Below are 25,767 nucleotides of genomic sequence, written 5' to 3'. Positions count from 1 at the left end.
TCGACACCAGCCGTCCCGGTGGTGAATAACGTGGATGCCGCACTTACGACTTCACCGGACGCTGCCCGCGACGCGCTCATCCGCCAGGTCACCGGCGCTGTGCAGTGGGTGGGCTGCGTCGAGGGATTGCGCGGCGCGGGCTCGGAACTCTATGTGGAGGTCGGGCCGGGTAAGGTGCTCACCGGCCTGATGCGGCAGACCGATCGGGCGCTGACGTGTGTGAATGTCGAAGACGAGGCGTCGCTGGCAAGAGCGCTGGAGAAGCTTTCATCCGCCTGATCCGCGTCCGCCGCGTTGGTCCGTGGCGAAGCTCCTAGAACGGAGAGAACGTCAGACTTTTGTCTTTCTTCTCCACCCAGATGCGAGCCTTGGCGCCCACCCGCTCGTTGACCGTGACCTCGACCACCACGCCGCTGCCGCCGCCGGGCGGGCTGTCCGCGCCTTCGATACGGAAGCTGCGGATCAGGCCCCACTCGCCTCCGGGACCCCAGTCGCGGTAGAAATCTTCATACGGGTAGCTCGTATGTCGCTCCTGGTGCTGTTTCCACTCCGGGTCGGCCAGCCAGATGCCGTACGCGGTCTCGTAATCGCGCTGCTGGAGCGCACTCATGAAGCGCGACACCACGCGCTCTTCCGGCCAGTTGCGATAGCTGTACGCCACCGCTGCCAGTACGCCCACCAGCACGACACCGCCCAGCGCCACGAGGGCGCGCCGGCGCTCCCGCCGCGGGTCGTACTCGGGAGCGTTGAGCAAGGACATGGCAGAGGATATGGTACGAGGAATTGTCGAATTGCGGAACTCCATGCCCTGCCGACGATTCGACAATCCTCACAGCGTTCTCTTGAACAGCAGCACCGCTCCTGTGGTCATGATGCCGGTGAACACGATCAGGAAGGCCAAGTCTCCCCAGATGGCCGCGAATCCAGCCTCTTTCAGCAGGACGGATTTGAAGCCGTGCACCGCGTAGGTGAAAGGGTCGATCCAGGCGATGGTCTTCAGCCATCCCGGGAAGGAGTCGATGGGATAGATGGCGCCGGAAGGGAAAAACAGCAGCGTGTTCAGGATGCCGAAGGTGGCCCGTGGCACCAGTGGGTCCTCTACCCGCGCCATGAAGCAGAACATCATGGAGATGAAAGCGAACGACGTGGCCGCGATCAGCACCAGCAGCCAGAACATGGTCACTGGCCGGAACGCAGTGCCCACGCCCGCCAGCAGCGACCCCAGGACGGTTAGCACGATCCCCGCAATGATGGCCTTGAACGCGCCCGCCAGGTTGAAGCCGAACACCAGCTCGAGCTTGGAGATAGGCGTGACCAGGTAGCCCTCGTGCACGCCGCGCGCCTTGTCGTCGATATACACGATGCCGCCGCCGATCATCACGCTGACGAACATGGAGAGCGTGATGGAACCCGGCAGCAGATATTTCATGTATTCCATGTACGGATAGAGTTCGACCAGTTCGAGGGTGATGCGCCCTACTAGGCGCGATTCCACCTCCGGCTGGTTCAGAGCCGCCACCAACTCCTGCAATTTTCCCGAAAGCGCGCCGCTCATGAAGTTGTCGGTGTTGTCCACCACCAGGGCGACCTGCGGCCGGTTCTGCTCGTACACACGGCGGGAATACTGCGGCGGGATGATGAGCGCCGCCTCCACCTTTCCGTTGCGCACATCCTCTACCGCCTGCTTCTCGTCGGTGTAATAGATGGGCTCGAAGGTCTTCGCGGTAGCACGGACGGAATCAAAAGCTTCGCGAATCTTCACCGCCTGGGGTCCGCCATCCTGGTCCACCACGGCGATGCGGGCGCCCTGGATCTTTCCGCCGAACGCGTTTCCCAGCACGATGAGCTGGATGAGCGGAAAAACCATGGCCACCATCATGAGAGCGGGAGAGCGCACGAACTTGCGCAGGTCGCGCTCCACCAGAGCCAGGACGCGATTCATGACATGACCCTCCTCACCGGAAGATGGCTCCCGTGTAGGCGTAGGCTTTCACCGCCTCGTCGCGGAGCTGGCGGCCGGTGTAGTGCACGAAGACGTCATCCAGCGTGGTGTGCTGCACGGAAAGCGATTTCACCTCCACCCCTTCCGCCAGCGTCATGCCCACCAGCTCCGTCGTCGTCAGCGAACCTTCGTCCGAATGGATGCGGAAGAAGCCGCCGCCTTCGTGATGCACCGAGTGCACCTTGCCCAGTTTTTCCAGGCGCTGCTCAAAGTTCTCGGGCATGTGACTGAACTGCACCTCGATGACGTCCGAGCCGGGCACGCTGTCTTTCAGCTGCTGGGGCGTGTCGAGCGCCACTAGCTTGCCGCGGTCCACGATGGCGATGCGGTCACAAAGCCGGTCGGCTTCGTCCATGTAGTGTGTGGTCAGCAGCACCGTGAGGTTCTGCTCTTCCTTGATGCGGGTAATCATTTCCCAGACCGCCACGCGCGACACCGGGTCGAGGCCGGTAGTGGGCTCGTCGAGAAAAAAGATCTTGGGACGATGCACCAGCCCGCGGGCGATCTCCAGCCGCCGCCGCATGCCGCCGGAAAGGTTCTTGGCCGCGTGGTGGCGCCACTTGGTGAGGTCCACCAGCTCCAGCAGCTCCTCGATGGAGCGCCGCCGCTCCTCCGCGGGCACGCCGTAGAGCTTGGCGTAGATGCTGAGGTTTTCTTCCACCGTCAGGTCGATGTCGCTGGTGGAAGCCTGCGGGATGACTCCGATCAGCCGCCGCGCCTGGTTGGCCTTCTTGCCCACGTCATAGCCGCCCACCCTCGCCGAACCGGAAGTGATGGGCAACAGCGTGGTCATCATGCGGATGAGGGTGGACTTGCCTGCACCATTCGGACCCAGCAGGCCGAAAATCTCACCCTCGCCCACCGAGAACGTCACGTCATCGACGGCCGCGAAGTCACCGTATTTCTTGACGATGTGCTCCACCTCGATGGCCGGAGGACCACTAACCCCGCCGTTCGGCTTGCCGTTGCGCGGTTTGACGAAGGTGTTCATTGGCGCGCCATGCTGCGACCGGGCAGCTTGTCGGCGGGGACCAGCACCTCGGCGGTCATGCCCGGTACCAGCGTCTTGCGGGAGTTGTCCACGCGAACCTTCAGCACCACCGTCCTGATGTCGCGCTTGGAACGGCTGACGTCGCGCTGGGTGGCAAAGTCGCTCTCCGTAGACTTGAAAATCACCCGGCCTTCGACCGTTTCACCCGAAGGCAGCCGGACCTTGAGCATGTCCCCGATGCCGATGCGCGTGGCCTGGGTTTCCGGCAGGCCGGCGCGCACCCAGGTGTCATTCAGATCCACGACGGTGACGATGGGCTGGCCGGCAGCCACCACTTCCCCTTCACGGGCTACCCGCACGGAGACCGTTCCGTCGAGCGGCGCGGTCACGCGCGTGTAGCCCAGGCGCGTGCGTGTTTCCAGAGCCTGGGCCGCGGCCTGCTCCGCCTGCGCGCGGGTGGCATAGACGGTCGAGGTGGCGGCGTGAGCCTCGTGTGTGCGCGCCTGGGCCGCGTTCACCTCCGCCTGAGCGGCGCGCACCTGGTCCTCGAGCGACGCCATCCGCGCCTGCGCCGCTTTCAGCGCCTGCACGGAACGATCGCGGTCCTGCTCGGAGGCGACTCCGGCGTTCGCCAGGGCCACGATGCGTTCGTTGTCCAGGCGTACGCGTTCCAGGTCGGCGCGGGCCTCCGCCAGTTGCGCCCGGGCCGCGTCCAGTTGCGCCTGGGCCGCGCGTACGGCGCTCGAGGTCTCGCCCGAAGCCAGCTCCTCGCGCGCCCGCGATGCGGAAACCTGAGAGCGCATGCTGGCCGTGCCGGCTTCGAAGGCGCGAAGCTGGGCTTCCAGTTCCGCGGTGTCGAGTTGCGCGATCAGGTCGCCCGCTTTGACCTCCGTACCTTCGTCCACGGGCAGCTTCTCAATGCGTCCACCGATGCGCGCGCTCACCACCACCTGGTTGGAGTCCACGGTGCCGATCAGCACCAGATCGCGGGAGCGCTCGACCGTCAGGAAGTAGTAGACGATGGCGGCGATCATCAGGCCGCCCATGGCGATACCGAATTTCTTGGCGGCGTTCACGATGCGTCGCTCCTTTGGCCGATCGACACCGGCGCCTCACGGGGCGCGGTGAACAGCGCCGCGGCCACAAAGTCGAGCACGGCGGCGCGCCGCGTCGCCACCTGCTCCGGCTCCAGCGGATCCCCGCCCAGCAACAGGCGCAGCATCGGCAGGCTGCTGAAATAGAAGACGTTCATGGCAATGATGGAGAAAAAGAAATGCAGGGGATGGACGCGACGGAAGTCGCCGCGCCCGATGCCGTCGGCGAATAACAGCACCAGCCTCTGCTTCAGCGGGGCGAGGTAACGCTCATAGATCCTCTGGATGTGGGGCGAACCGCTACGCCCGGCGCGCATCAGTTCCCGCTGCACCACGCGCGGATAGATGGGCGACGCCGCAATGTAGTCAAAATGTGTCCCCGCCAGGGCAAGGATCATTTCCCGCGGAGGCAAGTCCTTCTCCAGAACGCCTTGCAGGCGTTCGGCAAGACCAGAAAACACGTGCTCCAGGGTGGCGCCGTAGAGAGCTTCCTTGTCGTGAAAGTAGTAGTAGAGCAGCGCCTTGTTGACGCGGGCGGCGCGGGCAATGTGGTCGATGCGGGCGCCGGCCAACCCTTCCTGGGCAAACTCCTCCAGAGCCGCCTTGAGGATGGCAGCGCGGGTCTGTTCGGAGTCGCCGCGGCGGCCGGGTCGGGCCGGGCGGCGGCGGGCGGGGTGTGCGCGAAGCGTCATTTAATTAACCAGTTAGTTAGATTATAGCCCAAGGGAAGAGGTTGCAAGCTTTTTGCTCTTCCCTTCTTGAAAAATCACGAGGACGCCTGCTCCGTGTGCCCTACTCGCGGTAGAGATACGCGCCTGCCAGCGCTGCCAGCTGGAGTTCTCCGAGGCCCCACACCGCGCCCATCACCAGCGTGCTCGCTGGATAGAGGCCGTAGGGGGCGATACCCAGGAGCGAAAAGGCGTAAGTGAAGAACCACAGGGCCAGGCCGGCGAGCGCCGCGGTGCGGGGCCCGGGACCGAAGCGGGGACGAATGGCGGTGTACAACCAGACCAGGCTTATACCCACGCCAAAGCGCATCCCAAGATGCAGCAACGCAGTGCCCAGGCCGAGTTGGACATTCAGCCGTTCGAGCAGCGCGCGCACGTCTCCGGCAAGAAAGAAGTGCGCCAGCAGAAGACCGCTGACATTGCTGATCAGTCCGGCCACCAGGCCGCCCAGAAGAACGCGCTTGGTGTTGATTCCGGCCACGCTTGCCTCCCCCTCAGCGGCTGTAGCGGTTCTGCTTCTTTTCGGCGTGACGTTCCAGGCCGAGTTCGATCAGGCGGTTGATGAGGTCCGCATAGGTCAGTCCGGTGGCCGCCCACAGTTTGGGATACATGCTGATGGAGGTGAACCCCGGCATGGTGTTGATCTCGTTGACGTAGATCTTGCCGCTCTTCGGGTCCATGAGGAAATCCACGCGCGCCAGGCCGGCGCAATCCACGGCGCGGAAGGCGCGCACCGCCAGTTGCTGCACCTGCTTCTGCTGGCGCTTGGAGATACGCGCCGGGATAAGCAGCTCCGAGCCTTCATCGAGATACTTGGCGTCGTAGTCGTAGAACTCCTTGGCGGGCACGATCTCACCGGCGATGGAGGCTTCGGGATGGTCGTTGCCCAGCACCGAGCACTCGATCTCCCGCGCCTTGCCCTTCTTCCCGCCCACGCCCTGCTCGACGATGATCTTGCGATCGAACGAGCCGGCCAGGTCGATGGCCCCCTTGAGTTCGGCGGCGCTGTGCACCTTGGAGATGCCCACCGAGGAGCCCAGATTCGCCGGCTTCACAAACATCGGATACTTGAGCCGCTTTTCGATGATGCGGTGCACGTGGTTGGGGGCGCGCTCCCAGTCGCCGCGCAGCAGGGTGACGTGACGCACAATCGGCAGCTTGGCCGCGGCGAACAGGCGCTTCATCACGTCCTTGTCCATGCCACAGGCCGAACCCACCACGCCGGCGCCCACGTAGGGGATATCCGCCAGTTCGAGCAGGCCTTGCACCGTTCCGTCCTCGCCGAACGTGCCGTGCAGCACGGGAAAGATGACGTCCACGCTGACGGCGTGTGCGGCGGCGCGCGCCGCCGGCGCATCGCTCTCGAAAGGGACCAGCGAACTCGGCCTTTCGCCCGGCACGGGAGGCACGATGACGCCTTCGCCCTTGGCCAGCACTGCCGCCGGCGCAGTGGCTGCAGGATCGCCCGCGCGCAAGTGCCGCTCCTCGCCCGTGGTTGCGTGGCTGCGCAGCAGGCGCTCGGCATGCGCCGCCGCCACCCACCGGCCTTCCTTGGTGATGCCGATGGGCACGACCTCGTACTTCTCCTTGTCGATGGCTTCGATCACCGAGGCGGCGGAGAGAAGCGAGACCTCATGCTCGCCGCTGCGACCTCCGAATAGAACTCCCACACGCAGTTTTTTCATGACACGAAGAGTGTGAAAGGGTTAGCGGCTCTCGTCAACCCAGGTTCTTCGATTGTCATCCCGACCCGCCGAAGAGGCGCAGATGCGCCTAAGGCCGACGCTGCTTCTCAAAGATCTCTCGCACGCGCTCGAGCGTGTCGATCTCTCCCGCAGACTTGTCGTTGCGGATGCGCAGGATGCGCGGAAAGCGCAACGCGTAGCCGCTCTCGTGCCGGTCGGAGCGCATCACGGCGTTGAAGGCGACTTCCAGCACCATCTTCGGCTCCACCTGCCGCCGCCGGCCTTCATCCGTCAGCGTGTGCTCCACGAACCATTGCGTCAGCTCGGCAATTTCGCCGTCGGTCAAGCCGGAGTACGCCTTGCCGACGTTGAGCAGCCGCTCGCCGTCGCGCACCGCGAAGGTGACGTCACTCAATACGCCGGCGCGCTTGCCGTGGCCGTACTCGGCGGCGGTGACCACTACGTCGAGCGTGGCCAACTCGCGCTTCAGCTTGAGCCACCACCTGCCGCGGCTGCCCGGTTTGTAGGGCGATTCCGGGTCCTTGATCATCAAGCCTTCGTTGCCGCGGGCCAGCGCCTGCTCGAAGAGTTCATTGAGTTGCGGCGGTGTTTCCGCCTTCCACTGCGGAGCGCGCAGCAGGCCTCCCATCGGCTCGCCTTCGGCGGCGAAGTCCAGCTTGCCTTGACCCTCGCGGACGCGAGGCGCGGGCGCGGTCTGGCGCCGGGCGAACAGGCCGTCCAGGAGCAGCGCTCGTTCGCGCAGCGGGCGGTCGAGCAGCAGCTCGTCGCCCGCGTACAGCACATCGAACGCAACGTAGGCCACGGGAATGCTGCGCATGAGTTCGTCCCCGACCTTCTTGCGGCCCAGCCGCTTCTGGAGTTCCGCGAACGGCAGCGCGCGCTGTGCGGTCGCATCCCAGGCTACGATCTCGCCATCCAGCACCACCTCGCCGGGAAACTCGGCCAGAGGCTCCTCGAGTTCAGGAAATGATGCCGTGACGTCATCCCTCGTGCGCGAGAACAGGCGGGCGCGGCGTGGCAATCCTCCCGCATGCGCCTGTGCGCGGATACCGTCGTACTTGTCCTCCACCACGGCCGCGGCGATGTACTCGAAGGCTTCCTCCGCCGACGCCACCGGGCTGGCCAGCATGAAGCCGAGCGGATGAAACAGGCGCATCGCGGCCGAGCCCAGGCGGCTGCCGGCGGCCAGACGCAGGGTTTCGCCAACGTCGCCCAACATCATGTTGGCGCGCCGGACGTCTTCCAGCGGCGCGTCATAGGCTTTCGCAATGGCTTCCTCCACCAGGCTCTCTTTCAGCCCGATGCGCAGGTCGCCGGTGATGATCTTGACGATGTACTTGGCCTCAACGGCTGTCGCCCGTCGCAGCAGCTCGTGAATCAATTTGGTTTTGGCGGCCTTACCACTCGCCCGGGCTGCTGCAAGAAAAACCTCTGCCGTGTCCATCACGTTGAGCGTGCTCTCAGCCGGGGCTGCGCCGGCAAGCAGTTCCTCTGCCGCGGCGCCGGCATCGCCGGAGCGGCGGTAGGCCGCGCTCATCTCCCCCTCGCTCTTGCCGGTGAGTTCCTGCAGCACGCCCCAAAGCATCGCGCCGCCGATCTGCAGCGTCATTTCGCTCGACACCGGGAAGACGTGGCCGGAGAAGAAAATGGCTGAGGCCGCGGCTTCCTCCACGCTGCGCGACTTCAGGTAGTCCGCCAGGATTTCGAGCTTTTGCGTCTTCTTGGCGGTGGAGGCGAGGGCCTCGGCGGCAGTGGCCAGAGATTGCATGCCGAACAGAATCGCTTCGCGCGGCGGCTCGCGCTACAGGATCTTCTTCCCGAACACGCTCAGCGCCAGTTCCACCGCCAGGTCGGCGGTGCGGTTGTGTTCGTCGATGACCGGGTTGACCTCGACGATCTCGAAGCTGGTCATGCGGCCGTGGTCGGCGATGATCTCCATGGCCAGGTGCGCCTCGCGATAGGTGGCGCCGCCGCGCACCGGGGTGCCCACGCCGGGCGCATCCTCGGGATCGATCCAGTCCATATCCAAGGAGACGTGATAGCCCGCGGTGCCGCGGCCCGCCATGCGCAGCGCCTCTTCGATCACGGTACGCATGCCGCGTTCGTCGATGTCGCGCATGGTGAAGACCTCGACGCCGGCCTTGCGCACGTTCTCCTTCTCCACCACGTCGATATCGCGCACTCCCACCAGCACGCAGTTTTCCGGCGCGACCTTGGGCGAGAAGCCGAGGATATTGGCCATCTCCGCCGGGCCCAGCCCCATGATGGCCGCCAGCGGCATGCCGTGGACGTTCCCGCTGGGCGAAGTCTCGGGTGTATTGATGTCAGTATGCGCGTCGATCCACAGCAAGCCGATCTTCTGGTTCTGCCGCCGGTAGAACTCCGCTACACCCGCTACGGTGCCGGCCGCCACCGAGTGGTCGCCGCCCAGCACCAGGGGCGTCTTCCCTGCTTCCATCGTCTTCAGGACCAGTTCGGCGTGCTTGGTACAGGTGGCCGTGATCTCTTTCAAGTACTTGGCGCGGGGGTCGCGCTCTTTCTTCTGCTCGGGGATGGCGACGGCGATATTGCCGGCGTCTTCGACGACGTGGCCCAGAGCTTCCAGCCGGGCCTCCAGTCCGGCCACGCGCACCGCCGATGGCCCCATGTCCACGCCCCGGCGCGATTGCCCCAAGTCCAGCGGCACGCCGATGACGCGAATCTTCTTGGAAATGATGCCCGGTGCCGCCGTGCTGACTTCTGGTGTCGCCATGACTCCTCTCGATTCGGACGGGTTCAAGGATAGAGACGATTCAGCATGCGCGGGAACGGAATGGTCTCCCGCACGTGCTCCAATCCGCAGATCCACGCCACCACGCGCTCGATGCCCATGCCGAAGCCGCCGTGCGGCACGCCACCGTACCTGCGCAGGTCGAGATACCACTTGAATGCCGACTCCGGCAGTGCGTGCTCGTGGATGCGCTTCAACAGCAGTTCGTGGGAGCCGATGCGCTGCGACCCTCCGATTATCTCGCCGTAACCCTCCGGCGCCAGCACATCCACGCACAGTGCCAGTTCCGGCCGCTGCGGGTCGGGCTCCATGTAGAACGCTTTCACCTGCGCCGGATAGCGATGCACCATCACCGGCCGTTCGAACTGCGCGGAGAGATAGGTCTCGTCCGGCGAGCCCAGATCGCCTCCCCATTCGAAGCGCTGCTCCAACGCGCCCTTGGCGTGACCTTCCTGCAACTTGGCCACGGCCTCGTCATAGGTGAGCCGCGGGAAGGGGACATCGATCTTCTCCAGCGGTTCGAGCTTCCGCCCGATCACTTCCAGGTCCGCCCGCCGCCGCTCCAGGCATCGCTTCACGATGAAGGTGATGAACTCTTCCGCCAGTTGCATCAGGTCGTCGAGAGTGGCGTAGGCGACTTCCGGCTCCACCATCCAGAATTCCGTCAGGTGGCGCCGCGTCTTCGATTTCTCCGCCCGGAACGTGGGGCCGAACGAGTACACCTTTCCCAGCGCCATGGCCGTGGCTTCGATGTAAAGCTGGCCGGACTGCGTGAGGAACGCCTCCTCGTCGAAGTAGTTCACCGGAAACAGCGTGGTGGTGCCCTCGCAGGCCGCGGGCGTGAGGATGGGCGGGTCGGTGAGCGTGAAGCCGCGCTCGTCGAAGAAGTCGCGCGCCGCTTTGATGATCTCCGCCCGCACCCGCAGGATGGCGCACTGCCGCGGCGTCCGCACCCACAGGTGGCGGTGGTCCATCAGGAACTCGACCCCGTGCTCCTTGAGCGAGATAGGGTAAGGGTCGGACTCGGGGACACGCTGCACCACCTCGATCTCGGCCACGTCGATCTCGTAGCCGCCGGGGGCGCGCTTGTCGGCCCGCACCTTGCCGCGCACGATCACGCTCGACTCCTGCGTCAGGCTCTTGACCGCCTCGAACACTTCGGGGGATACGGCGTTCTTCGCCACCACACCCTGCAGCAGCCCGGTGCCGTCGCGGAAGATGGGAAACAGCAGCTTGCCGCTCTCCCGCAGGTTGTAGAGCCAGCCGCGAATGGTCACGACCTCGCCGTCGTGGCGGCCGATCTGCACGATGCTGGTGAGCGGTGCCTGCATGGTTGGTTTTGCCTGCGCTTCGGTTGTCATTGCTTCTTATGTGCTCGTCCCTGCCTCCTCCAGCTTGCGGAACGACGATGCCATGCTCTCGGGAATGCCCGTCTTGCCTTCGCCCTCGATCTCCATCAGCAGCGGCGGCGCTTGCGGCGCCGAGCGCAGCAGCGCCATGGCCTGATTCCAGTCCACCGACCCTTCGCCCGGCCAGAGGTGCGAATCGCGGTCGCCGCCATTGTCGTGCACGTGGGTGGACTGGATGCGCGACTTCAGCATCTCGAAGGCCGCCTCCACGCCCCCCGCAAGGTGCGCGTGGCCCACGTCGAAGCACACGCCCAAGTCATCGAAGTGTCCCGCAGTCAGGAACTCCAGCAGGCGCGCCGGTGTAGAGAGCTCGTTGGGGATGTTCTCCACCAGCAGGGTCACGCCCAGGGGCTTGGCAAAAGCGCGCAAATGCTCCAGGGAGCTCAGCCCGGCTTCGAACTTGTGCCCGTCGTAGGCCTCGCCGCCCATTCCCATGTGCTGCACCAGGAAGCGGAACGGTACCTGCTCGGCCACTTCCAGCGCTCTCTTGATCTCATCCATGGCCTCGATGCGGCGCTTCCGGTCCGGGTCCGCCGGATTGATGGGTGGCGCTCCCGAGCGTCCCCACTCGTAATCGTTAAACATGGGCGAATGCATGGAGTTCAGCGGCACCCCGCTGGTCTTGAACCAGGCGGCAATCTCGCGCACATGGGCGCGATTGGTGTAATCCAGGTGGCCGCGCGCGCAGAAGATCTCGATGGCCTGAGCGCCGCCGCGTACCAGGCTGTCCAGCAGGCCAGGGTGCAGCCGCTGGGTCACGTAGACATAGGTGGACATCGCTCGGCGCATCAGTAGCCCACCGCCTTTCCGTTATTGCGGATGTCGCTGGCGCCCAGCCGCTCGCCGCTGGCGAGGTCGATGGCAATGCACTCGCCGTCGCTCCAGTAGCCCGACGTGTACACCGGGTCCTTCTCCATGAACTTGTGTCCGCGCTCCGCCAGCAGCTTCCGCGTATCCGCGGAAAAACCGGTGCGCTCAAGGTAGATCGCATCCGGCAGCCACTGATGATGGAAGCGCGGCGCGTTCACCGCTTCCTGGATGTTCAGTCCGTAGTCCACCACGCCCATCAGGATGTTGGCCACGGTGGTGGTGATGCGCGGCCCGCCCGGCGAGCCGAGCACCAGGAACAGCTTGCCGTCCTTCAGCACCATGGTCGGCGTCATGGCGGAAAGCGGCCGCTTGCCCGGGCCGATGGCGTTGGCTTCCCCCTGCATCAGCCCGAACAGGTTGGGTGTGCCGGGCTTGGAAGCAAAGTCATCCATCTGATCGTTCAGCAGAAAGCCCAGACCCTCTGCCGTCACTCGCGACCCGAGTGAATCATTCAGCGTCGTTGTGACGCTGACGGCATTGCCCTCCGGATCGACCACGGAATAGTGCGTGGTGTGGGTGCGCTCGGGAAGGAGTGCGGGCGCAGCGGCCACGCGGTCCAGTTCCTGAAAAACGCCCGCCGGCCGCTTCAGGCCGGCGCTCGCGCTGGCGTGCGCCGGGTTCACCGACTCGCGCCACGCCGCCGCGTAGCGCTTATCGAGGAGCTGGGCCACCGGCAGGGCGGAAAAATCCGGATCGCCCAGGAGCTGGGCACGATCGAAGAACGCCCGCCGGAAGGCTTCTACCGTCAGGTGGATGGAATCGGCCGACCGGCTGCCGAGCTTCGCCAGGTCGTAGCCTTCCAGCACGTTCAGCGCTTCGATCAGCACGATTCCGCCCGACGACGGCGGCGGCGCGCTGACGATCTCATATCCGCGATACCAGCCTCGCACCGGCTCGCGTTCCTTCACCTCATACGCGGCCAGGTCTTCGAGCGTGATCAATCCGCCGCCTTTTTCCAGAGCCGTCACCAGCTCGCGCGCCATCGCGCCGCGGTATAAGTCTTCCGGGTAGGCCGCGATACGCTCCAGCGTGCGGGCCAGCTCGGGCTGGCGGAAGACTTCGCCCGCCCGGTACAGGTTCCCGTCGCGCAGGAAGATGCGCCGCGACTCGGCGAAGCGCGCAAGGTTCTCCTGGTCTTCTCTCAGGTCCTCCGCGTCTTCATAGCTGAGCGCGAAGCCCTCACGCGCCAGCCGGATGGCCGGCTCCATCACCTTCTTCAGCGGCAGCCTGCCCCACTTCTTCTGCGCGTACGCCAGACCTTTGACCGAACCGGGTACTGCGATCGCGCGATAGCCCACGACCGATGCGTCTTTGATGACGTTCCCCTGCGCGTCCAGATACATGTCCCGCTGTGCCCGGCCGGGCGCTTTCTCGCGGAAGTCGAGGAAGTGCGTCTTGCCGTCCGCCCATCGCAGCAGCATGAATCCGCCGCCGCCCAGGTTGCCCGCCTGCGGATGTACTACGGCCAGCGCAAACCCGGTGGCCACGGCCGCATCCACCGCGTTGCCACCCGCCTGCATCATCTCCACACCCGCTTGCGAGGCCGCCTCGTGGACGCTCGCCACCATCGCCTTGGGGGCGTGCACCGGGCTTCTGCCGGCTCCGCTCGCACTCGCAGAAAATGCCGCGCAAACCGCAGCAACCGCCAGCAGTATCAATGACTTACGATGGATTGGCATGGGGGCTCCGGAAGGCCCTACGGAGTGAGGCCCGCCGCACCGGCAAGCTACCGAGGCTAGCCCAGCGGCTGGCAAGAGTCAAATCGTGCCGGCGATGGGAGGTTCTCCGTCCTGACTCCGATTCTGCAGACCGTTGAGCCAGCCTGGAAGCCGGCATCGAAACATATCGGGCGCTCCTTAGGGCTGCTTTGGCTGCTCGTCTTTTGGTTGCTCGTCCGCCATCTTCCACACGCCCTTGATGCGCACCGTATTCATCTTCAGGGGTTCCTTCGCGCTCGCGGTTTCGGCCTCGACCACGGCGGTGTCGCCGTTCTCGGTCACGCGCGTGATCCTCAAGTCCCACGGAAACATCTTGCTCAGGATGTCCAGCGCGAACTCGCCGAAGGGGCCTTCCATATCCTTCATGCGTTCCGGGTTCTCGCTGAGCGCCTTCATCTTGGCGACGTCCTTTTCGTGGATCGCATCCACGAACGCCAGCACCAGCTTGCCGGGCCCGGAAGCGGCAGCAGCGAGTTGCTCGGGCGTAGGCGGATCGCGCGGCTTCGCCGGCTGTTCCTCGCCGCCCTCCTGTCCTACCTTCCACTCGGAGTTGATCCGGAGGGCGTGGAGCTTCACGGTCTCTTTCCCGGTCTTGCTCCTCTTCATGGCAACGACTTCCGCCGTGTCGCCCTTCTCGGTTACTTCCACCACTTTCATGCCTAGCGGGAACGTGGCCTTCGCCATCTTCAGGATCATGGTGCCGTCAGGCCCGTCGAGTTGCGCAGCCATCTGCGGAGTTACCAGCTTCTTGAGCGCCACCTTGTTGCCGAGCCGGGCCGCACTCATGAACGCAGTGGCGACTTTTCCCGGGCCGCTCAACGCCGCCTTGGCCCCCTCATACGTGGGCGGAGGCTTGCGCAGCACCGTGGCCCGAAAGGTCGCCTGATAGTAGTACTCGGTGCCCATGAAGTCGTCGCCTTCTTTCATCAACAGCTTGCCCGACACGGCGTCCTTGTCGAACGTTTCCGGCAAGAAGTAATGCATACCGGATGCCGAAAGCGAGGCCCCACCCCCACGCTTGGCGAATTCCGTGTGGTAGAACTGGCCTCCCTTGGGCTCACCGTCGGCGCCGATCTCCACCTCCACTGCGTGCACTTTGCCCTCGTCCGCCAGCGATTGCATGCCGAACCCCGCCAGCAAGACGTCTTCCGGGATCGGCGCGTCACTCAGCACGATAGAGAGCTTCTCTGGATCGCCGGGAAATTCCCGGCGTCCGACCACATAGGCGTAGCCCAGCTTCGACGCCTGCTCGCTTACGGTGAACTCGCCGCTGGCCGTGCCCGGCTTCTGAGCGGCGATCGCCGCCTTGTCGGCATCGCTGAGACTCAATGGATACGGCGCCACGGCCGCGCGGAACGTCACGTCGAACTCGAAACGATCCCCGAAGAAGCTGCCTTCCTCTTCGGTGAACAAGCGACCCGCCACGGCCTTGCCGTCGGACACCTGCGGCTCGAACTTGTAGTCGGAGCCCGCCGGTACATATCCATCGTCGATAGAAGGATCAAGGATCGTCCCGCCCACAGTGTCGTTATCCGAAGTGATGGAAACCTCCAGGGCGTGCAGCTTGCCTTCCTTGGCCAATTTCCTCAGCGCGTTGGACCCCATGTTGAGCGGAGGGATGGGCACGTCGCTCAGAATGACGTGAACGAATTCCTGTTCGTCTTCCGGGCTGTTCTTGGATATCTGGGCGTAGGCGTAGTTGAGCTGCGTCTTCTGGCCGTTCACCGTCAGCGTGCCGCTGGCCTTGCCCTCTTCCTGGCCCAAGGCAGCCACCATCGGCACGACCAACAGGAGAGAAACGCAGAACCGTCCGCGCAGCTTCACCGTTCACCTCCGGAGTGACAAGGGGGAAAGGTACGCTAGCGGATGGTCTCGGTCAATCCGCAATCGGATGCACTAGCTAGAGCGCCTCGCGCGCCTCGCCCAACGGCACGTCGATTTCCAGGCGGCGCTTGCCGCGATAGACGGCCACGCGCACTGTGTCGCCAGCCTTGCGGTTGTTCATGACCCGCGCGATGTCACCCTGGTCGATGACCTCTTCGCCGTCGATGCCCACGATCAAATCGCCACCCACCATGATGGGCATATTGCCCAGGTAGGCCCGACGCGTTCCACCCTTGAGTCCGGCTCGCTCGGCGGGTCCTCCCGGCACCACTTGCAGAATAAGCACCCCAGCATCCGCGGGCAGGCCCATCTCCGCCGCCAGTTCCGGCCCGATGGGCAAGGTGCGAATGCCGAGCACCGGGCGCCGCACTCGCCCGAAGGTCACCAGGTCATTCAGCACCGCTTTGGCTACGTTGATGGGGATAGCAAAGCCGATGCCCGCGCTCTGGCCCACCTGGCTCAGGATGAAGGTGTTGATGCCGATCACCTCGCCTTGCGAGTTCAACAGCGGCCCGCCCGAGTTCCCCGGATTGATGGCGGCGTCGGTCTGGATGGCTTCATCGATGAACAGGCCGGGCTCCGGCCCCCGCACCGGGCGCACCGCGCTGACGATGCCGCGTGTCATCGTCCCGCTCAGGCCGAAGGGGTTGCCGATGGCGTACACCTTCTGTCCCACCACCAGAGCCCGCGAATCTCCCAGGGTTGCCGCCTTCAAGTCTTCCGCCGCCGGAATCTGGATGACCGCCAGGTCATTCGGCCGGTCGAATCCGATCACCTGGGCGCGGAACTTGCGCTTGTCCGCGAGCGTCACCTCCAGTTGACGCGCGTTCTGCACCACGTGATAGTTCGTCAGGATGTGTCCCTGCTTGTCCAGGAGGAATCCCGAGCCCTGGCCCTGCTCCGGCACCGGCCCGTAGAAAAAGTCGAAGGCCACCGTGGTGGAAGTGATGTTCACCACCGACGGCAGGGCCTTGCGATAGACCTGGATGTTGGTCTGCTCGTCGGCGTCGAGCGCCGGCGCCGCAGCCGCCTCCGTGATTTCCAGGCTTGCCGGACGAATGGCGCCTTCCTCGGACGCCGCGCGCCGCGCGGCACCGCGATAGTGGGTGGTCAGGTAATAGAAGCTGGCTGCCAGCAGCAGCGCCAGCATGATCGGTCTGAGGGATTTCATGGAGGTACCTCGGTCCGTGCTGTGCGATGAATGGACGATTCCGCCAAGTAGAGGATAGCGCGTGGCGATGCGTCGTGCAGCCGCTTCTATCGACTTACGATTCCCTTCGCGCGCTCGCTTCTCATTCTTGCCTTTTTCATCTTTCCTTTTGCATTCCGCCGGCCTCCGAGCCTCTGTTCCTCAGTGGCGATCTCGAGCAACTCGGCAAAAACCTTCTCCACCTGGTGGTCCGTCTGTGCCAGCGTCCCGGAGTTGTCGATGACGTAGTCCGCCCTCGCGACCTTCTCTTTGTCCGGCATCTGCGCGGCCAGACGCCGGGCGGCTTCCGCCCGTCCGGCCTCCACTCCGAGCGGATAGCGCGCCGCGAAGCGCTCCACTTTCTGCGCCTGCCGGCAAGTCACCACCACCAGCTTGTCGAAGCGAGGGGCCGCACCGGCCTCCAGGATCAGCGCCGCCTCCACCACCGCCAGAGCCTGCGGCTCTTCCCGTTGCAGTTCGTCCATCCAAGCATCCTGAAGCGCAATCACCGCCGGATGCACGATGCGGTTCAGCTCCGCGATGCGTCTTCCGCCGAAGGCAGCATCGGCCAGTTTCTTGCGGTCAATAGTCTTGTCGGAGGCCAGGATCTCGGGGCCGAAATGGCGCACGATCTCCTGGTAGACAGGGAGGCCCGGCCGCATGAGTTCGTGCACCAGGCGATCGGCGTCCAGCACTCTTGCGCCCCGCCGCGCCAGCATCTCCGCCACCGTCGATTTGCCGCTGGAGAGCCCGCCGGTCAGTCCCACCCGCAGCACGAGCTACTCCGCCACGGTCGCGGCCACGCGCGCCCCGCGCCGCAGCTTGGCCGCGCGCAGCGTGTTCTGCATCAGAAGCGCGATGGTCAGCGGGCCCACGCCGCCGGGCACCGGCGTGAGCTTGCCCGCCACTTCGACCACTTCGGGATGCACGTCGCCCATCAGGGTCGAGCCCTTCTCTGCGAACGTCTTCTCGCGCTTCTCATTGCCCTTGAAGAACCTCTCGAACTCGGCGCGGTCGGTGATTTTGTTCATGCCCACGTCGATGACCGTCGCGCCGGGCTTCACAAAATCCCGCGTGACCAACCCGGCCTTGCCGATGGCGGCAATCAGGATGTCGGCGCGGCGGCAGACGCCCGCCAGGTCCCGCGTCTTGGAGTGGCAAACCGTGACCGTCGCGTGGGAGTTGAGCAGCAGCATGGCCATGGGCTTGCCGACAATGTCGCTGCGCCCCACCACCACCGCTTCGGCGCCCGCGATCTCCACTCCGCTGCGCCGCAGCATTTCCATGATGCCCAGCGGCGTGCACGGCGCCAGGCCCGGCCGCTGCGTCGAGAGGAACCCCACGTTCATGGGATGAAAGCCGTCTACGTCCTTGGCAGGGTCTACCGCCAGCAGCACTTTCTTGGAATCGACCTGCTTGGGCAGCGGCAACTGCACCAGGATGCCGTCGATCTCCTCGCGCTGGTTCAGGTCCTCCACCAGCGCCAGCATCTCCCGCGTAGTCACCGTTTCCGGCGGCGTGATCCGTTCGCTGTAGATGCTCAGTTCTTCGCACGCCTTGATCTTGCTGCGGACGTAAATCTCCGATGCCGGGTTGTTTCCCACCAGCACCGCCGCCAGTCCGGGCTGCAGCCCGCCTTCCGCCAGCGCCTTCACCTCTGCAGCGACTTCCGCTTTGATCTCCGCCGCGATCTTGTTGCCGTCCAGCAGTTGAGCAGCCATGCAACCTCTGCAGTGTGGGATTTCGAACGTCTTTATCTTAATGGAAGAGAGAGGACTTGGGATGCCCTCACGAGTTACAGGAAACACGACAGTGGGTAATCGTCTCGGCGACCTGCCGCCGTGTCCCTGAAAAGGGTCAGGAACTGCGCGAAGGAGGGTGCAACGGACGATGTCTCTTCGAATGCAGGACCACAGCCGTGCACGACCTCGCCGTAGGACGGCCCGTCCAGGCTCACGGCTAGGTAGTCGTAATCGGAGTGAACCGCCAGCATGAATGGAAAGTGGAGGTCCCAGAAAGAGCGGATCCGCTCCTGCGCTTCGGGATCGTCAGTCTCCCGCGTTATCAGTTCGAATTCATTCCAGCGAAAGCCCGGGCCTTCAGTGAGGCGGTAGTCCGCGCGGCACAGGAACCAGACATTCTCTGCGGCGTTCGCACACAACTCGAGCGATTCGAGGAAACCCGTCAACTCTGCGGGCACACGTGGATAGCGCTGGCGCACGAGTGGCGGGAGGAGGGGCTCGCTGGAGGTGCTAGGCTGTATTCTCCAGCCCCTCTCCCGAAGCGCCGCAAGAAGGTCCGCACCGAGTTGGGCTGTATCCATCCCTCCACACTCCAAAGGCTAGGTGGGCACATCGCGACCGAGCAGTGGAACCAGCATGCATCCTCGGGAAGAAGGATTCCAAAGCCTCGCTCAAAACCCATCTTAATATGAGACCATGCTTTCGACATTCTGTTCCAATTCGGAGAATCCCGGCCGCGTCGCACGGCCTACAGAGGTCCGAATGAACCGTGCCGCCATGCCGTTGCTCCGCATCCTGTGTTTCCTCTTGCTTGCCACGATCCCTGCAACCGCTCAGTCGGCGTCCGCTCCCGTTACGGTCATCTACGCCGGGCACTTGCTGGACGTGACTCAGGGTCGCACGCTGCATGACGTCGCCGTTGTCATCCGCGGCGACAAGCTGGAGGCTGTCGGCGAGCGCAACGAGGTATCCGTCCCGCCGGGCGCCCGCATCGTTCGCCTTCCCCAAAGCGCGACCCTGCTTCCCGGCCTGATTGATGCGCATGTGCACATCACCTGGGACCCCGAGGCCAGCCGCCAGGATCCGCTGGGCGTTTCCATCCCGCGCGAACCGTTGGCCGGCGCAAAGGTCGCTCGCACTACGCTGATGGCCGGCTTCACTACCGCTCGCAGTCTCGGGTCCACTGGCTATTCCGATCTGGCACTGCGTGATGCCATCACCGATGGCCAGGTGCCCGGGCCGTGGCTGTTGGTCTCCGGCACCGGTATGGGACCTCCCGGTGGAATCTGTGACCGCGTATTTCAGGGCGGCGGCACGGCTCAGGGCGTCGACGGCGTCACCCAGAAGGTCCGCGACCTGGTCGCAGCCGGCGTCGATGTCATCAAGCTTTGTGCCGGCGGCGGCGTGCTGCCCCGCCCCGAAGCGGCCCAAGTCACCGAGTTCAGCGAAGCGGAAGTGCGGGCCATCGTTGAGGAAGCGCACCGCCACGGCCGCAAGGTTTCGGCCCACGCCCAGGGCCCGGCGGCGATCCTTCTCGCCGTTCGCGCCGGGGTTGACTCCGTCGAGCATGGCGGCCTCATCGACGACGAAGCCGCCCGCGCCATGCTGGACCACAAGACCTTCCTGGTCCCGACGCTGTATCGTCTGGACTGGATCCTGGAAAAAGCGCGCTCCGGTGGCGCTCCAGCGGCCAACCTTCAGCAGCTCGAGAACGCTCGCAACCTGGCCCGCCAGAACATCGGCCGCGCGGTCAACCTGGGAGTGCCCATCGCTTTCGGCACCGATGCTACCGTCTACCCGCACGGCCTCAATGCCCGCGAGTTCGCCGTGCTGGTCGAGATTGGGATGAGCCCGCTCGAGGCCATCCGCGCCGCCACCACGAACGCGGCCCGGCTGCTCGGCCTCACTACCGTCGGCAGCGTGGAAGCCGGAAAGCTTGCGGACCTGACCGCGGTGGACGGTGACCCGCTCGCGGACGTTTCCCGCCTGGAGAAGGTCCGGTTCGTCATGAAGGGCGGGACCGTGTACCGGAACGACTTCAGCACACACTAAAGAAGCCCGTGCTGGCGTTACAATGCGTGGCGATGATTCCCCAGGACCTGCTCGACATTCTCGTCTGCCCGGCCTGCAAGCAGCCGCTGGCCTACAACCAGCAGGCCCAGACGCTGAAGTGCTCCGCCTGCCGGCGCGTCTATCCCATCGTCGACGACATCCCCGTCCTGCTGGTGGATGAGGCCAGGATCGAAGAGTAGAGCCTGAGAGGGGTGCTTCACTTCGCTCCGCATGACAACCGGCATGCGGACAAGCAGTTACCGGTAGCTCCTGAGGGACGTCACTTCCGCTTCCAAGTCTCTCCGCCGTCCGCGGTGACCCAGGTCTCGCCCGCAGAGGTCTCCACGGTTCCGTGCATCGCGTCGCGAAAATCAATGCGCACAATGTCGGGAAGTTCCGCCACTTCGGCCGGCCTCATGCGCCGCGTCGTCCCTTGAATGAGCCCGCGCGCCTCCCACGTCTCCCCGCCATCGCCCGAATGGTACAACCCCAGGTGGGATCCGCCGGCCCACACGTTGGCGCCGATCACCGCGACCGCGCGGAACCGCATCGGGCTGGCGATTCTCACTTCCTGCCAGGTCCTTCCGCCGTCGAGCGACCGTTGCACCTGCCCTTCGGAAGTGACCGTCCAGCGCGCCGCCGCCGTCTTGGCGCTGACCTCGTAGTTGGCGACGTTGCCCGCCGCTGCGTGCTTCTTCATCGGCAGCACTGCGGGAGGCTGGTAAGCGGTTTCCGTCTTGCCCTTCTCACCGGCTTCTTTCTCGTCAGCGCTCGGGCGGTCAGCCCGCGATTCCGTCACGACCATCTCGCTGGCGGCATTCGCGGCCACCTCATTCTTGTCGCGCGGCGCCGCCGCCGGCGGAGCCTGCGGAGCCATCTGCGAACTCAGCGCGCCGCCGGCCACGGCCGCCGGTGCCCGTGCTCCTGCGCCCACGGCCCCACCGCTGACCGTTCCGACTCCGCCGGCCATTACGGCTCCGGCTTCGCGTCCCGCTGCCGGAGCGCTGGCCGCGCGCTGGCGGAATTGATCGCTGTCATCCTTCATTTCCCTCGACAACGCAGATTGCGGCGCCTCTTCCAGCGCTTCCTTCTTCGGTTCGGCCGGCGCCACGCGATCCACTTCCTGATCCCGCAAGTCCGCCTGCTTGGCCCGCTCACCCACGCCGGATTGCGCTTCCAGCCGTCCGTTTACGGCCCTGCTATCGACGGTCACCTCGCCCGGCTTTCCCGCCTCCTGCTGCCGCGCAGGTTGAGCCGGTACCGGCGTCTCGCTTTGCGCCACCGAAACCTCCGGCGGCAGATCGCGACGCATCATGGGAGAACGCAGCAGCACGGCCGCGCCGACCAGCAGCACCGCAGCCAGCGCGCCCCATTGCAGATGCTCCCAGCGCAGCCAGCGCGAACGCTCTACTTCCGCAACCTGGGCCGGCTCTGGCTCCGCTTCTGCTGGTTGCGCCAGCGCCACCACCTCGCGGCAATCGGCGCACACACCCAGATGGGCCAGAACCTGCGCGCGTTCGTCTCCGCCCAGCTTGCGTTCCACGAACGCCGCCAACTGGTTGGCATCCGGATGCACGTCGCCCGCAGCTTGCTGCGCCGCCAGGCGCTCGCGTACCGTGTTGGGGACCTCCGGTTTGGGCGTCTCCGCCATCACTCCTACTCCCGCTCCTTCTTTAAGGAGAACGTTTCCGCCGGCGTTTCTTGCGCCAGGTGCCGGCGCACGTCCACCGCCAGGTCGCGCACGTCCGCTTCCAGCGCCTCTTCCGCCTGGCGCCGGCTCATGCCGCGCTTTCCCAGCCCGTCCAGGACCTTTTTCCGCAGCCCGCTTGCCAGTTTTTCCACTCTCCGGCTGATGGTGGACTCATGTACGCCCAGCATACGCCCCACTTCCGCCAGCGTTCGCCCGTCGAGGAAGTACGCCGCCAGGATGAACCGCTCCTCGGCCTCGAGCTGTTCCAGCGCTTCATCGGTCGCCGCCGCGATGCGCGGATCCGGATCGGGCGCCGCCGCTACTCTGGGGGCTTCGAATTGCGTTCCCTGCTCCTCTTGCTCTTCCAGGCTCACCAGCCGCCGCGACTTCCGGTAGCGGTTGACGTGTTCCTGCGCCAGCACGGTGCGCAGCCAGCCCTCCAGCGACCCGCGCCCCGTGTAGGACGCCAGCTTTGAAACCCGCTCGTCGCCCCGCGCATTCGAGGCGTAGAGGTCGGCGTACAGCGAATCGGCCAGCTCATGCCCGCTCGCGTCATCGCGCGTGATGCCCCGGGCCGCGTCGTAGAGCTTCTCCCGGTAGCGGGTCAGGAAGACTTCCCAGGCGCGCTCGTTGCCTGCAGCGCAGGCCCGGGCGAGGGCCAGTTCTTCCACCCGCAGGCCGCCGTAGAACTCGGTGGCTTCCTTCTCCCCAGCGTCGGCCGGCAGGTAGCGCGCGCCCACCTCCGCCAGGATGCGCAGGAACTGCCCCGCCTCCAGCCCCAACTGTTCGCCCCCACTCTTGACGTACAGCTCGGCAAATAGCCGGGTCAGGCGCTCGGCCACCGCGGCGCTCCCGCGCGGCCTACCGCCGTCCTGTCCCTCGGAACTCATCGATTGGGTGGATGGTATCAAGTTTTGGGATGCAAGAACCGGCACCGGCGGCGTTCTACGCGTGAGGAAGCATTTGGCTTTGCCTGGGTACTAGGTACTGGGTACTGAGTACTTGCAACTCGGTACGCGGTACTCGCCACTTGCCAACTGCTGATCGCTAATTGCTGCTCCGAAGGAGTGTTCCCATGACCGCCCTGCGAGCCGTTCTTGCTCTCGCCGTTTTCGCCGGCCTGTTCTGGTCGGCCATCCCTCAGCCTGCCGACGCCGGATTCCGACCGGAAGCCACGGGCTACCGCGTGCTCGAGCCCATCCGCCACGGCAACCTGGCCATCTTCCCTGTGATTGCCGCTACTACCTTTGACACCAGCCGTTTTCTCACCCTGGATGAAGGCCTCGCCTCGGGCGAGGTGGTGGTGACCGAAGCCGGCCAGGTGCGCCCGCTGATTCGCGGTCCGCGGACGCGCCCTGTACCGCAGTCCGGCTCGGGCGAGGTCAACCGCCTGGTGCTGGTCAATAACTCCAGCCGCCCGCTCCTTCTGCTGGCCGGCGAGATCGTCACCGGCGGCAAGCAGGACCGCGTGGTGGGCAAGGACCGCATCATCCCCGCCCACGGCGACGCGGACTTGAGCGTGTTCTGCGTCGAGCCCGGCCGTTGGACCGCCACCAGCGACCGCTTCCAGGCCTACGACGGAAACATGGCCCAGCCCAGCGTCCGCGCCAAGGCCATGGGCGACAAGGACCAGCAGAAAGTCTGGGAAGAAGTCCATAAGTCCAACCAGGGCATGGCGGAAATGGTCGCCGCTGCCCCGTCTGGCGGGATCGGCGCTGGATCGGGAGGCGGTATCGGTTCCAGTGAGAGCCGGCGCCGCGCTGCCGCGGAGATTGCTTCCACCAGTTCCTACGCCCGCGTCATGGCCAACGACGAAGTCAAGAAGCGCATGGACGAAGCCGTCGCTCCCATCGCCGGACCGCGCAGCGACGTCCTCCGGCGCCTCCGCGCCCAGAAGGCCGTCGGGGTGGTGGTCGCCGTGAACGGCCGCATCATCTGGGCGGACCTGTTCGCCTCCACCGACCTGCTCAGCGCCTACTGGGAGAAGCTGGTGCGCTCCTATGCCGCCGAAGCGCTCACCGGTTCGGGCACCCGTTTCGCCGGCGTCTCGCTGAAGGCCGCGCAAGCGTTTCTGGACGACTTCGAGGGCACGCGCCAGGTGGTGGAAACCGAACCCGGCGTCTTTCGCCATACCGAGGTCTCCGGCCAAGGTTTTCGGGCCTTCGAGCTGACTTCGCTCCTGCCCAAGACCGGCTTCGACCTGCATTTGAGCAAGATGGCGGAGTAGAAATCAGATTGTCATCCTGATTTAGCCGAGGGCCGAAGGCCCGAGCCCTGAGCGAGGTCGAAGGGGAGCGCCGCGAAGCCTTTTGCCCTCGCCGCTTTTGGCGAGGTCGCGGCGCGAGTCGAAGGATCTTGGGGTTGCCTTCCAAAATCGCCCTGGCGTTGTTCCCGGCCCCTCAAGATGGAACTTCCCTCGCCCCGCGAACGTAACCATAGGTGGTTACCGGCGATGCGAAAATCGAACGAGTCATGCAACGAAATCCGGCAGCCAGCGTCTAATCGTACAGGAGGAAGAAGGGCACGGGATCGGAGGTGGGCGATGCTGAACAAGTTCTCCATGACGGAAGTATCGACCCTGTGTTCGGAGCTGCGCGGCAGCGCGCTGGACGCGCTCCAGGCAGCCGAGGTTCTCCAGATGTTCATGACGCGGCATGGTTATGGCGTCTCGCCGGAATCGGCGCGCGCCGCCATCGGCCGCATCATCGCGGGGGCGAGCGAAGACGCCATCCGCAGCGAGCTCGACAATCTGGCTTTGGTGATGTAACCGCATCCCGGCGCCCGCGAGGGCGCGTACCTTAAACCAATTGTCGTTAACAAAGGCCGGGCGAATCTGCCCGGCCTTTTCATATTCGGGGATTGGTGCCCCGCGTTCGCGCCGTGTTCTTCTGCGCTAACGTGCGCCGGCTACGCCCGCCACCACGTCGTACAGGGTGCGAAACCCGCGGCGCACTTCCTCCACGCGGATGCGTTCGTTGTCGCCGTGCGCGGCGCGCGACTCTTCGTCGGTCGAGGTATGGGGGGAGAAGCCGTAGCACACCATGCCCAGGGGCCGGTAGCGCTGGTTCTCGGTGTAGCCCGAGGTCAGCCGCGGCGCCACCGGAGCCTCCGGAAAATAGCGCGCCGCCACTCGCTCGATCTCGCGCCACAGCTCGGTGTCGGTGGGTGATTCGTTGGCCACGCGGAATTCGCCGTCCAGCGGTTCGACGGTGACGTTGGAATCCGCCACCACGCGCCGCATGGTTTCGAGGAACGCCTTGGGATCTTCGCCCGGCAGCAGGCGGACGTCGAGGTTGGCCCAGGCCTCGCCGGGGATGACGTTGGTCTGCTGCGAGCCGCCCAGCATGGTCACCGAGATGGTGTTCGCAAGCAGCGGGCGCAGGAACTCGTCCTGCTCCACCTCCGCCCGGAAGCGGCGATTCTTGAGCGCCCGCCGGATGTCGCGGAACTTGGCCGCGCGGTCCGGCGTTTCATACCGCGCCATGGCCGCCAGGAACTGCTCCGCCACCGGCAGCACCTTGAGCGGAGGCCGGAAGTCGAGGATGCGTCCCAGCGCGCGCACCAGCCGGTTGGGCGCCGAGTTGTCCAGCGGCCGCGAGCCGTGCCCGGGGCGGCCGCGCGCCGTTACCCGCAGCCAGAAGGTGGTTTTTTCGGCCACGTCCACGCCCACGTATTTCACCTGGCCGTTTTCGAGCCGATTGGAACCGCCCTCGGTGATCAGGTATTCGGCGTTGGCCAGCCAGTCCTTACGATTGGCGATGACCCAGTCGGTGCCCGAGCCGTCGGCCTCTTCGTCGGCCGTGGCCAGGAAGATGACGTCGCGGTCGAGCGCGATGTTTTCGCGCTTGAGCATCACCATGACCATGAGCTGCGCCAGACCTTCGTCCTTCATGTCCTGGGCGCCGCGGCCGTACAGCGCGCC

25 protein-coding genes are annotated in these 25,767 nt (G+C 65.2%); 5 read left to right on the top strand and 20 right to left on the bottom strand.

The features are described 5' to 3' along the window. The coding region (locus VLE48_04405) for a hypothetical protein (protein HSA92229.1) at positions 1–279 on the top strand (279 nt) is incomplete at its 5' end. Positions 280–313: 34 nt separating this feature from the next. Here VLE48_04405 and VLE48_04400 read toward each other — a convergent pair. The 17 genes from VLE48_04400 to VLE48_04320 form a co-directional block, all read right to left on the bottom strand. Continuing rightward, on the bottom strand, positions 314–760 hold the full coding sequence (locus tag VLE48_04400; protein ID HSA92228.1) for a hypothetical protein: 447 nt from the start codon (positions 758–760) through the stop codon (positions 314–316). A 69-nt stretch (positions 761–829) separates the two neighbouring features. Continuing rightward, positions 830–1,942, bottom strand: a complete 1,113-nt coding sequence (locus tag VLE48_04395) for an ABC transporter permease (protein HSA92227.1) — start codon at positions 1,940–1,942, stop codon at positions 830–832. 13 nt (positions 1,943–1,955) lie between these two features. Next, on the bottom strand, positions 1,956–2,993 hold the full coding sequence (locus tag VLE48_04390) for an ATP-binding cassette domain-containing protein (GenBank protein ID HSA92226.1): 1,038 nt from the start codon (positions 2,991–2,993) through the stop codon (positions 1,956–1,958). Next, on the bottom strand, positions 2,990–4,069 hold the full coding sequence (locus tag VLE48_04385; GenBank protein ID HSA92225.1) for an efflux RND transporter periplasmic adaptor subunit: 1,080 nt from the start codon (positions 4,067–4,069) through the stop codon (positions 2,990–2,992). The genes VLE48_04390 and VLE48_04385 overlap by 4 nt, the downstream gene beginning before the upstream one ends. Next, positions 4,066–4,779 (bottom strand): TetR/AcrR family transcriptional regulator, encoded by a 714-nt coding sequence (locus VLE48_04380; protein HSA92224.1) that lies wholly within the window; start codon positions 4,777–4,779, stop codon positions 4,066–4,068. Before VLE48_04380 ends, VLE48_04385 begins: the two co-directional genes overlap by 4 nt. Before the next feature lie 100 nt (positions 4,780–4,879). Continuing rightward, on the bottom strand, positions 4,880–5,296 hold the full coding sequence (locus VLE48_04375) for a hypothetical protein (protein ID HSA92223.1): 417 nt from the start codon (positions 5,294–5,296) through the stop codon (positions 4,880–4,882). 13 nt (positions 5,297–5,309) lie between these two features. Then, a complete protein-coding gene (locus VLE48_04370; protein HSA92222.1) occupies positions 5,310–6,500 on the bottom strand; it encodes a D-alanine--D-alanine ligase family protein in 1,191 nt (396 codons plus the stop codon). 88 nt (positions 6,501–6,588) lie between these two features. Beyond that, the gene (locus tag VLE48_04365) at positions 6,589–8,289 is read right to left on the bottom strand and encodes an ATP-dependent DNA ligase (protein ID HSA92221.1); all 1,701 of its coding nucleotides are present in this window, start codon (positions 8,287–8,289) and stop codon (positions 6,589–6,591) included. A gap of 33 nt (positions 8,290–8,322) precedes the next feature. Beyond that, positions 8,323–9,273: an arginase gene (gene rocF / locus VLE48_04360; GenBank protein ID HSA92220.1), complete on the bottom strand. Its 951-nt coding sequence runs from the start codon at positions 9,271–9,273 to the stop codon at positions 8,323–8,325. A 23-nt stretch (positions 9,274–9,296) separates the two neighbouring features. Next, a complete protein-coding gene (gene asnS, locus VLE48_04355; GenBank protein HSA92219.1) occupies positions 9,297–10,652 on the bottom strand; it encodes an asparagine--tRNA ligase in 1,356 nt (451 codons plus the stop codon). A 6-nt stretch (positions 10,653–10,658) separates the two neighbouring features. Further along, positions 10,659–11,489, bottom strand: coding sequence for a sugar phosphate isomerase/epimerase family protein (locus VLE48_04350; GenBank protein HSA92218.1), 831 nt, complete (start codon positions 11,487–11,489; stop codon positions 10,659–10,661). Further along, positions 11,489–13,156 carry a gamma-glutamyltransferase gene (gene ggt / locus VLE48_04345; GenBank protein ID HSA92217.1) on the bottom strand — a complete coding sequence of 556 codons (1,668 nt, stop codon included), beginning with the start codon at positions 13,154–13,156 and terminating at the stop codon, positions 11,489–11,491. The genes VLE48_04350 and ggt overlap by 1 nt, the downstream gene beginning before the upstream one ends. 270 nt (positions 13,157–13,426) lie before the next feature. Further along, the gene (locus VLE48_04340; GenBank protein ID HSA92216.1) at positions 13,427–15,112 is read right to left on the bottom strand and encodes a hypothetical protein; all 1,686 of its coding nucleotides are present in this window, start codon (positions 15,110–15,112) and stop codon (positions 13,427–13,429) included. A gap of 76 nt (positions 15,113–15,188) precedes the next feature. Continuing rightward, entirely contained in the window at positions 15,189–16,343 is a 1,155-nt protein-coding gene (locus VLE48_04335; protein ID HSA92215.1) for a trypsin-like peptidase domain-containing protein, read from the bottom strand. An 86-nt stretch (positions 16,344–16,429) separates the two neighbouring features. Further along, positions 16,430–17,137, bottom strand: coding sequence for a dephospho-CoA kinase (gene coaE / locus VLE48_04330; protein ID HSA92214.1), 708 nt, complete (start codon positions 17,135–17,137; stop codon positions 16,430–16,432). A 3-nt stretch (positions 17,138–17,140) separates the two neighbouring features. Further along, entirely contained in the window at positions 17,141–18,082 is a 942-nt protein-coding gene (locus tag VLE48_04325) for a bifunctional 5,10-methylenetetrahydrofolate dehydrogenase/5,10-methenyltetrahydrofolate cyclohydrolase (protein ID HSA92213.1), read from the bottom strand. Between the two features lie 74 nt (positions 18,083–18,156). Next, positions 18,157–18,582, bottom strand: coding sequence for a hypothetical protein (locus VLE48_04320; GenBank protein ID HSA92212.1), 426 nt, complete (start codon positions 18,580–18,582; stop codon positions 18,157–18,159). A gap of 283 nt (positions 18,583–18,865) precedes the next feature. Between VLE48_04320 and VLE48_04315 the strand changes: the two genes are divergently transcribed. Both VLE48_04315 and VLE48_04310 read left to right on the top strand, forming a co-directional pair. Continuing rightward, positions 18,866–20,155 carry an amidohydrolase family protein gene (locus tag VLE48_04315; protein HSA92211.1) on the top strand — a complete coding sequence of 430 codons (1,290 nt, stop codon included), beginning with the start codon at positions 18,866–18,868 and terminating at the stop codon, positions 20,153–20,155. 32 nt (positions 20,156–20,187) lie between these two features. Further along, on the top strand, positions 20,188–20,355 hold the full coding sequence (locus tag VLE48_04310; protein HSA92210.1) for a Trm112 family protein: 168 nt from the start codon (positions 20,188–20,190) through the stop codon (positions 20,353–20,355). A gap of 80 nt (positions 20,356–20,435) precedes the next feature. Here the strand turns inward: VLE48_04310 and VLE48_04305 are convergent, their stop codons facing one another. Both VLE48_04305 and VLE48_04300 read right to left on the bottom strand, forming a co-directional pair. Next, positions 20,436–21,806 carry a zf-HC2 domain-containing protein gene (locus VLE48_04305; GenBank protein HSA92209.1) on the bottom strand — a complete coding sequence of 457 codons (1,371 nt, stop codon included), beginning with the start codon at positions 21,804–21,806 and terminating at the stop codon, positions 20,436–20,438. A 5-nt stretch (positions 21,807–21,811) separates the two neighbouring features. Then, a complete protein-coding gene (locus VLE48_04300) occupies positions 21,812–22,687 on the bottom strand; it encodes a sigma-70 family RNA polymerase sigma factor (GenBank protein ID HSA92208.1) in 876 nt (291 codons plus the stop codon). A gap of 233 nt (positions 22,688–22,920) precedes the next feature. Between VLE48_04300 and VLE48_04295 the strand changes: the two genes are divergently transcribed. Continuing rightward, positions 22,921–24,072, top strand: coding sequence for a DUF6569 family protein (locus VLE48_04295; protein HSA92207.1), 1,152 nt, complete (start codon positions 22,921–22,923; stop codon positions 24,070–24,072). 315 nt (positions 24,073–24,387) lie between these two features. Beyond that, positions 24,388–24,612 (top strand): hypothetical protein, encoded by a 225-nt coding sequence (locus tag VLE48_04290; GenBank protein HSA92206.1) that lies wholly within the window; start codon positions 24,388–24,390, stop codon positions 24,610–24,612. 126 nt (positions 24,613–24,738) lie between these two features. Here the strand turns inward: VLE48_04290 and VLE48_04285 are convergent. After that, positions 24,739–25,767 (bottom strand): M20/M25/M40 family metallo-hydrolase (locus tag VLE48_04285; GenBank protein ID HSA92205.1); only part of this gene is annotated, 1,029 nt, incomplete at its 5' end.

The sequence above is a fragment of the Terriglobales bacterium genome (genome assembly GCA_035454605.1).
GTDB lineage: Bacteria > Acidobacteriota > Terriglobia > Terriglobales > Acidobacteriaceae > DATMAB01.
The sequence above is the reverse complement of the archived record's forward strand: the minus strand, read 5'-3'. Positions and strand labels throughout refer to the sequence as shown.

Bases quoted from the DNA above. Each gene is read 5' to 3' on its own strand.
- asnS (HSA92219.1), bottom strand. From the start codon at position 10,652: ATGACAACCGAAGCGCAGGCAAAACCAACCATGCAGGCACCGCTCACC.
- VLE48_04380 (HSA92224.1), bottom strand. From the start codon at position 4,779: ATGACGCTTCGCGCACACCCCGCCCGCCGCCGCCCGGCCCGACCCGGC.
- VLE48_04365 (HSA92221.1), bottom strand. From the start codon at position 8,289: ATGCAATCTCTGGCCACTGCCGCCGAGGCCCTCGCCTCCACCGCCAAG.
- VLE48_04325 (HSA92213.1), bottom strand. From the start codon at position 18,082: ATGGCTGCTCAACTGCTGGACGGCAACAAGATCGCGGCGGAGATCAAA.
- VLE48_04295 (HSA92207.1), top strand. From the start codon at position 22,921: ATGACCGCCCTGCGAGCCGTTCTTGCTCTCGCCGTTTTCGCCGGCCTG.
- VLE48_04305 (HSA92209.1), bottom strand. From the start codon at position 21,806: ATGGCGGAGACGCCCAAACCGGAGGTCCCCAACACGGTACGCGAGCGC.
- VLE48_04370 (HSA92222.1), bottom strand. From the start codon at position 6,500: ATGAAAAAACTGCGTGTGGGAGTTCTATTCGGAGGTCGCAGCGGCGAG.
- VLE48_04315 (HSA92211.1), top strand. From the start codon at position 18,866: ATGAACCGTGCCGCCATGCCGTTGCTCCGCATCCTGTGTTTCCTCTTG.
- VLE48_04310 (HSA92210.1), top strand. From the start codon at position 20,188: ATGATTCCCCAGGACCTGCTCGACATTCTCGTCTGCCCGGCCTGCAAG.
- VLE48_04395 (HSA92227.1), bottom strand. From the start codon at position 1,942: ATGAATCGCGTCCTGGCTCTGGTGGAGCGCGACCTGCGCAAGTTCGTG.
- VLE48_04350 (HSA92218.1), bottom strand. From the start codon at position 11,489: ATGCGCCGAGCGATGTCCACCTATGTCTACGTGACCCAGCGGCTGCAC.
- VLE48_04400 (HSA92228.1), bottom strand. From the start codon at position 760: ATGTCCTTGCTCAACGCTCCCGAGTACGACCCGCGGCGGGAGCGCCGG.
- VLE48_04335 (HSA92215.1), bottom strand. From the start codon at position 16,343: ATGAAATCCCTCAGACCGATCATGCTGGCGCTGCTGCTGGCAGCCAGC.
- rocF (HSA92220.1), bottom strand. From the start codon at position 9,273: ATGGCGACACCAGAAGTCAGCACGGCGGCACCGGGCATCATTTCCAAG.
- VLE48_04390 (HSA92226.1), bottom strand. From the start codon at position 2,993: ATGAACACCTTCGTCAAACCGCGCAACGGCAAGCCGAACGGCGGGGTT.
- VLE48_04290 (HSA92206.1), top strand. From the start codon at position 24,388: ATGCTGAACAAGTTCTCCATGACGGAAGTATCGACCCTGTGTTCGGAG.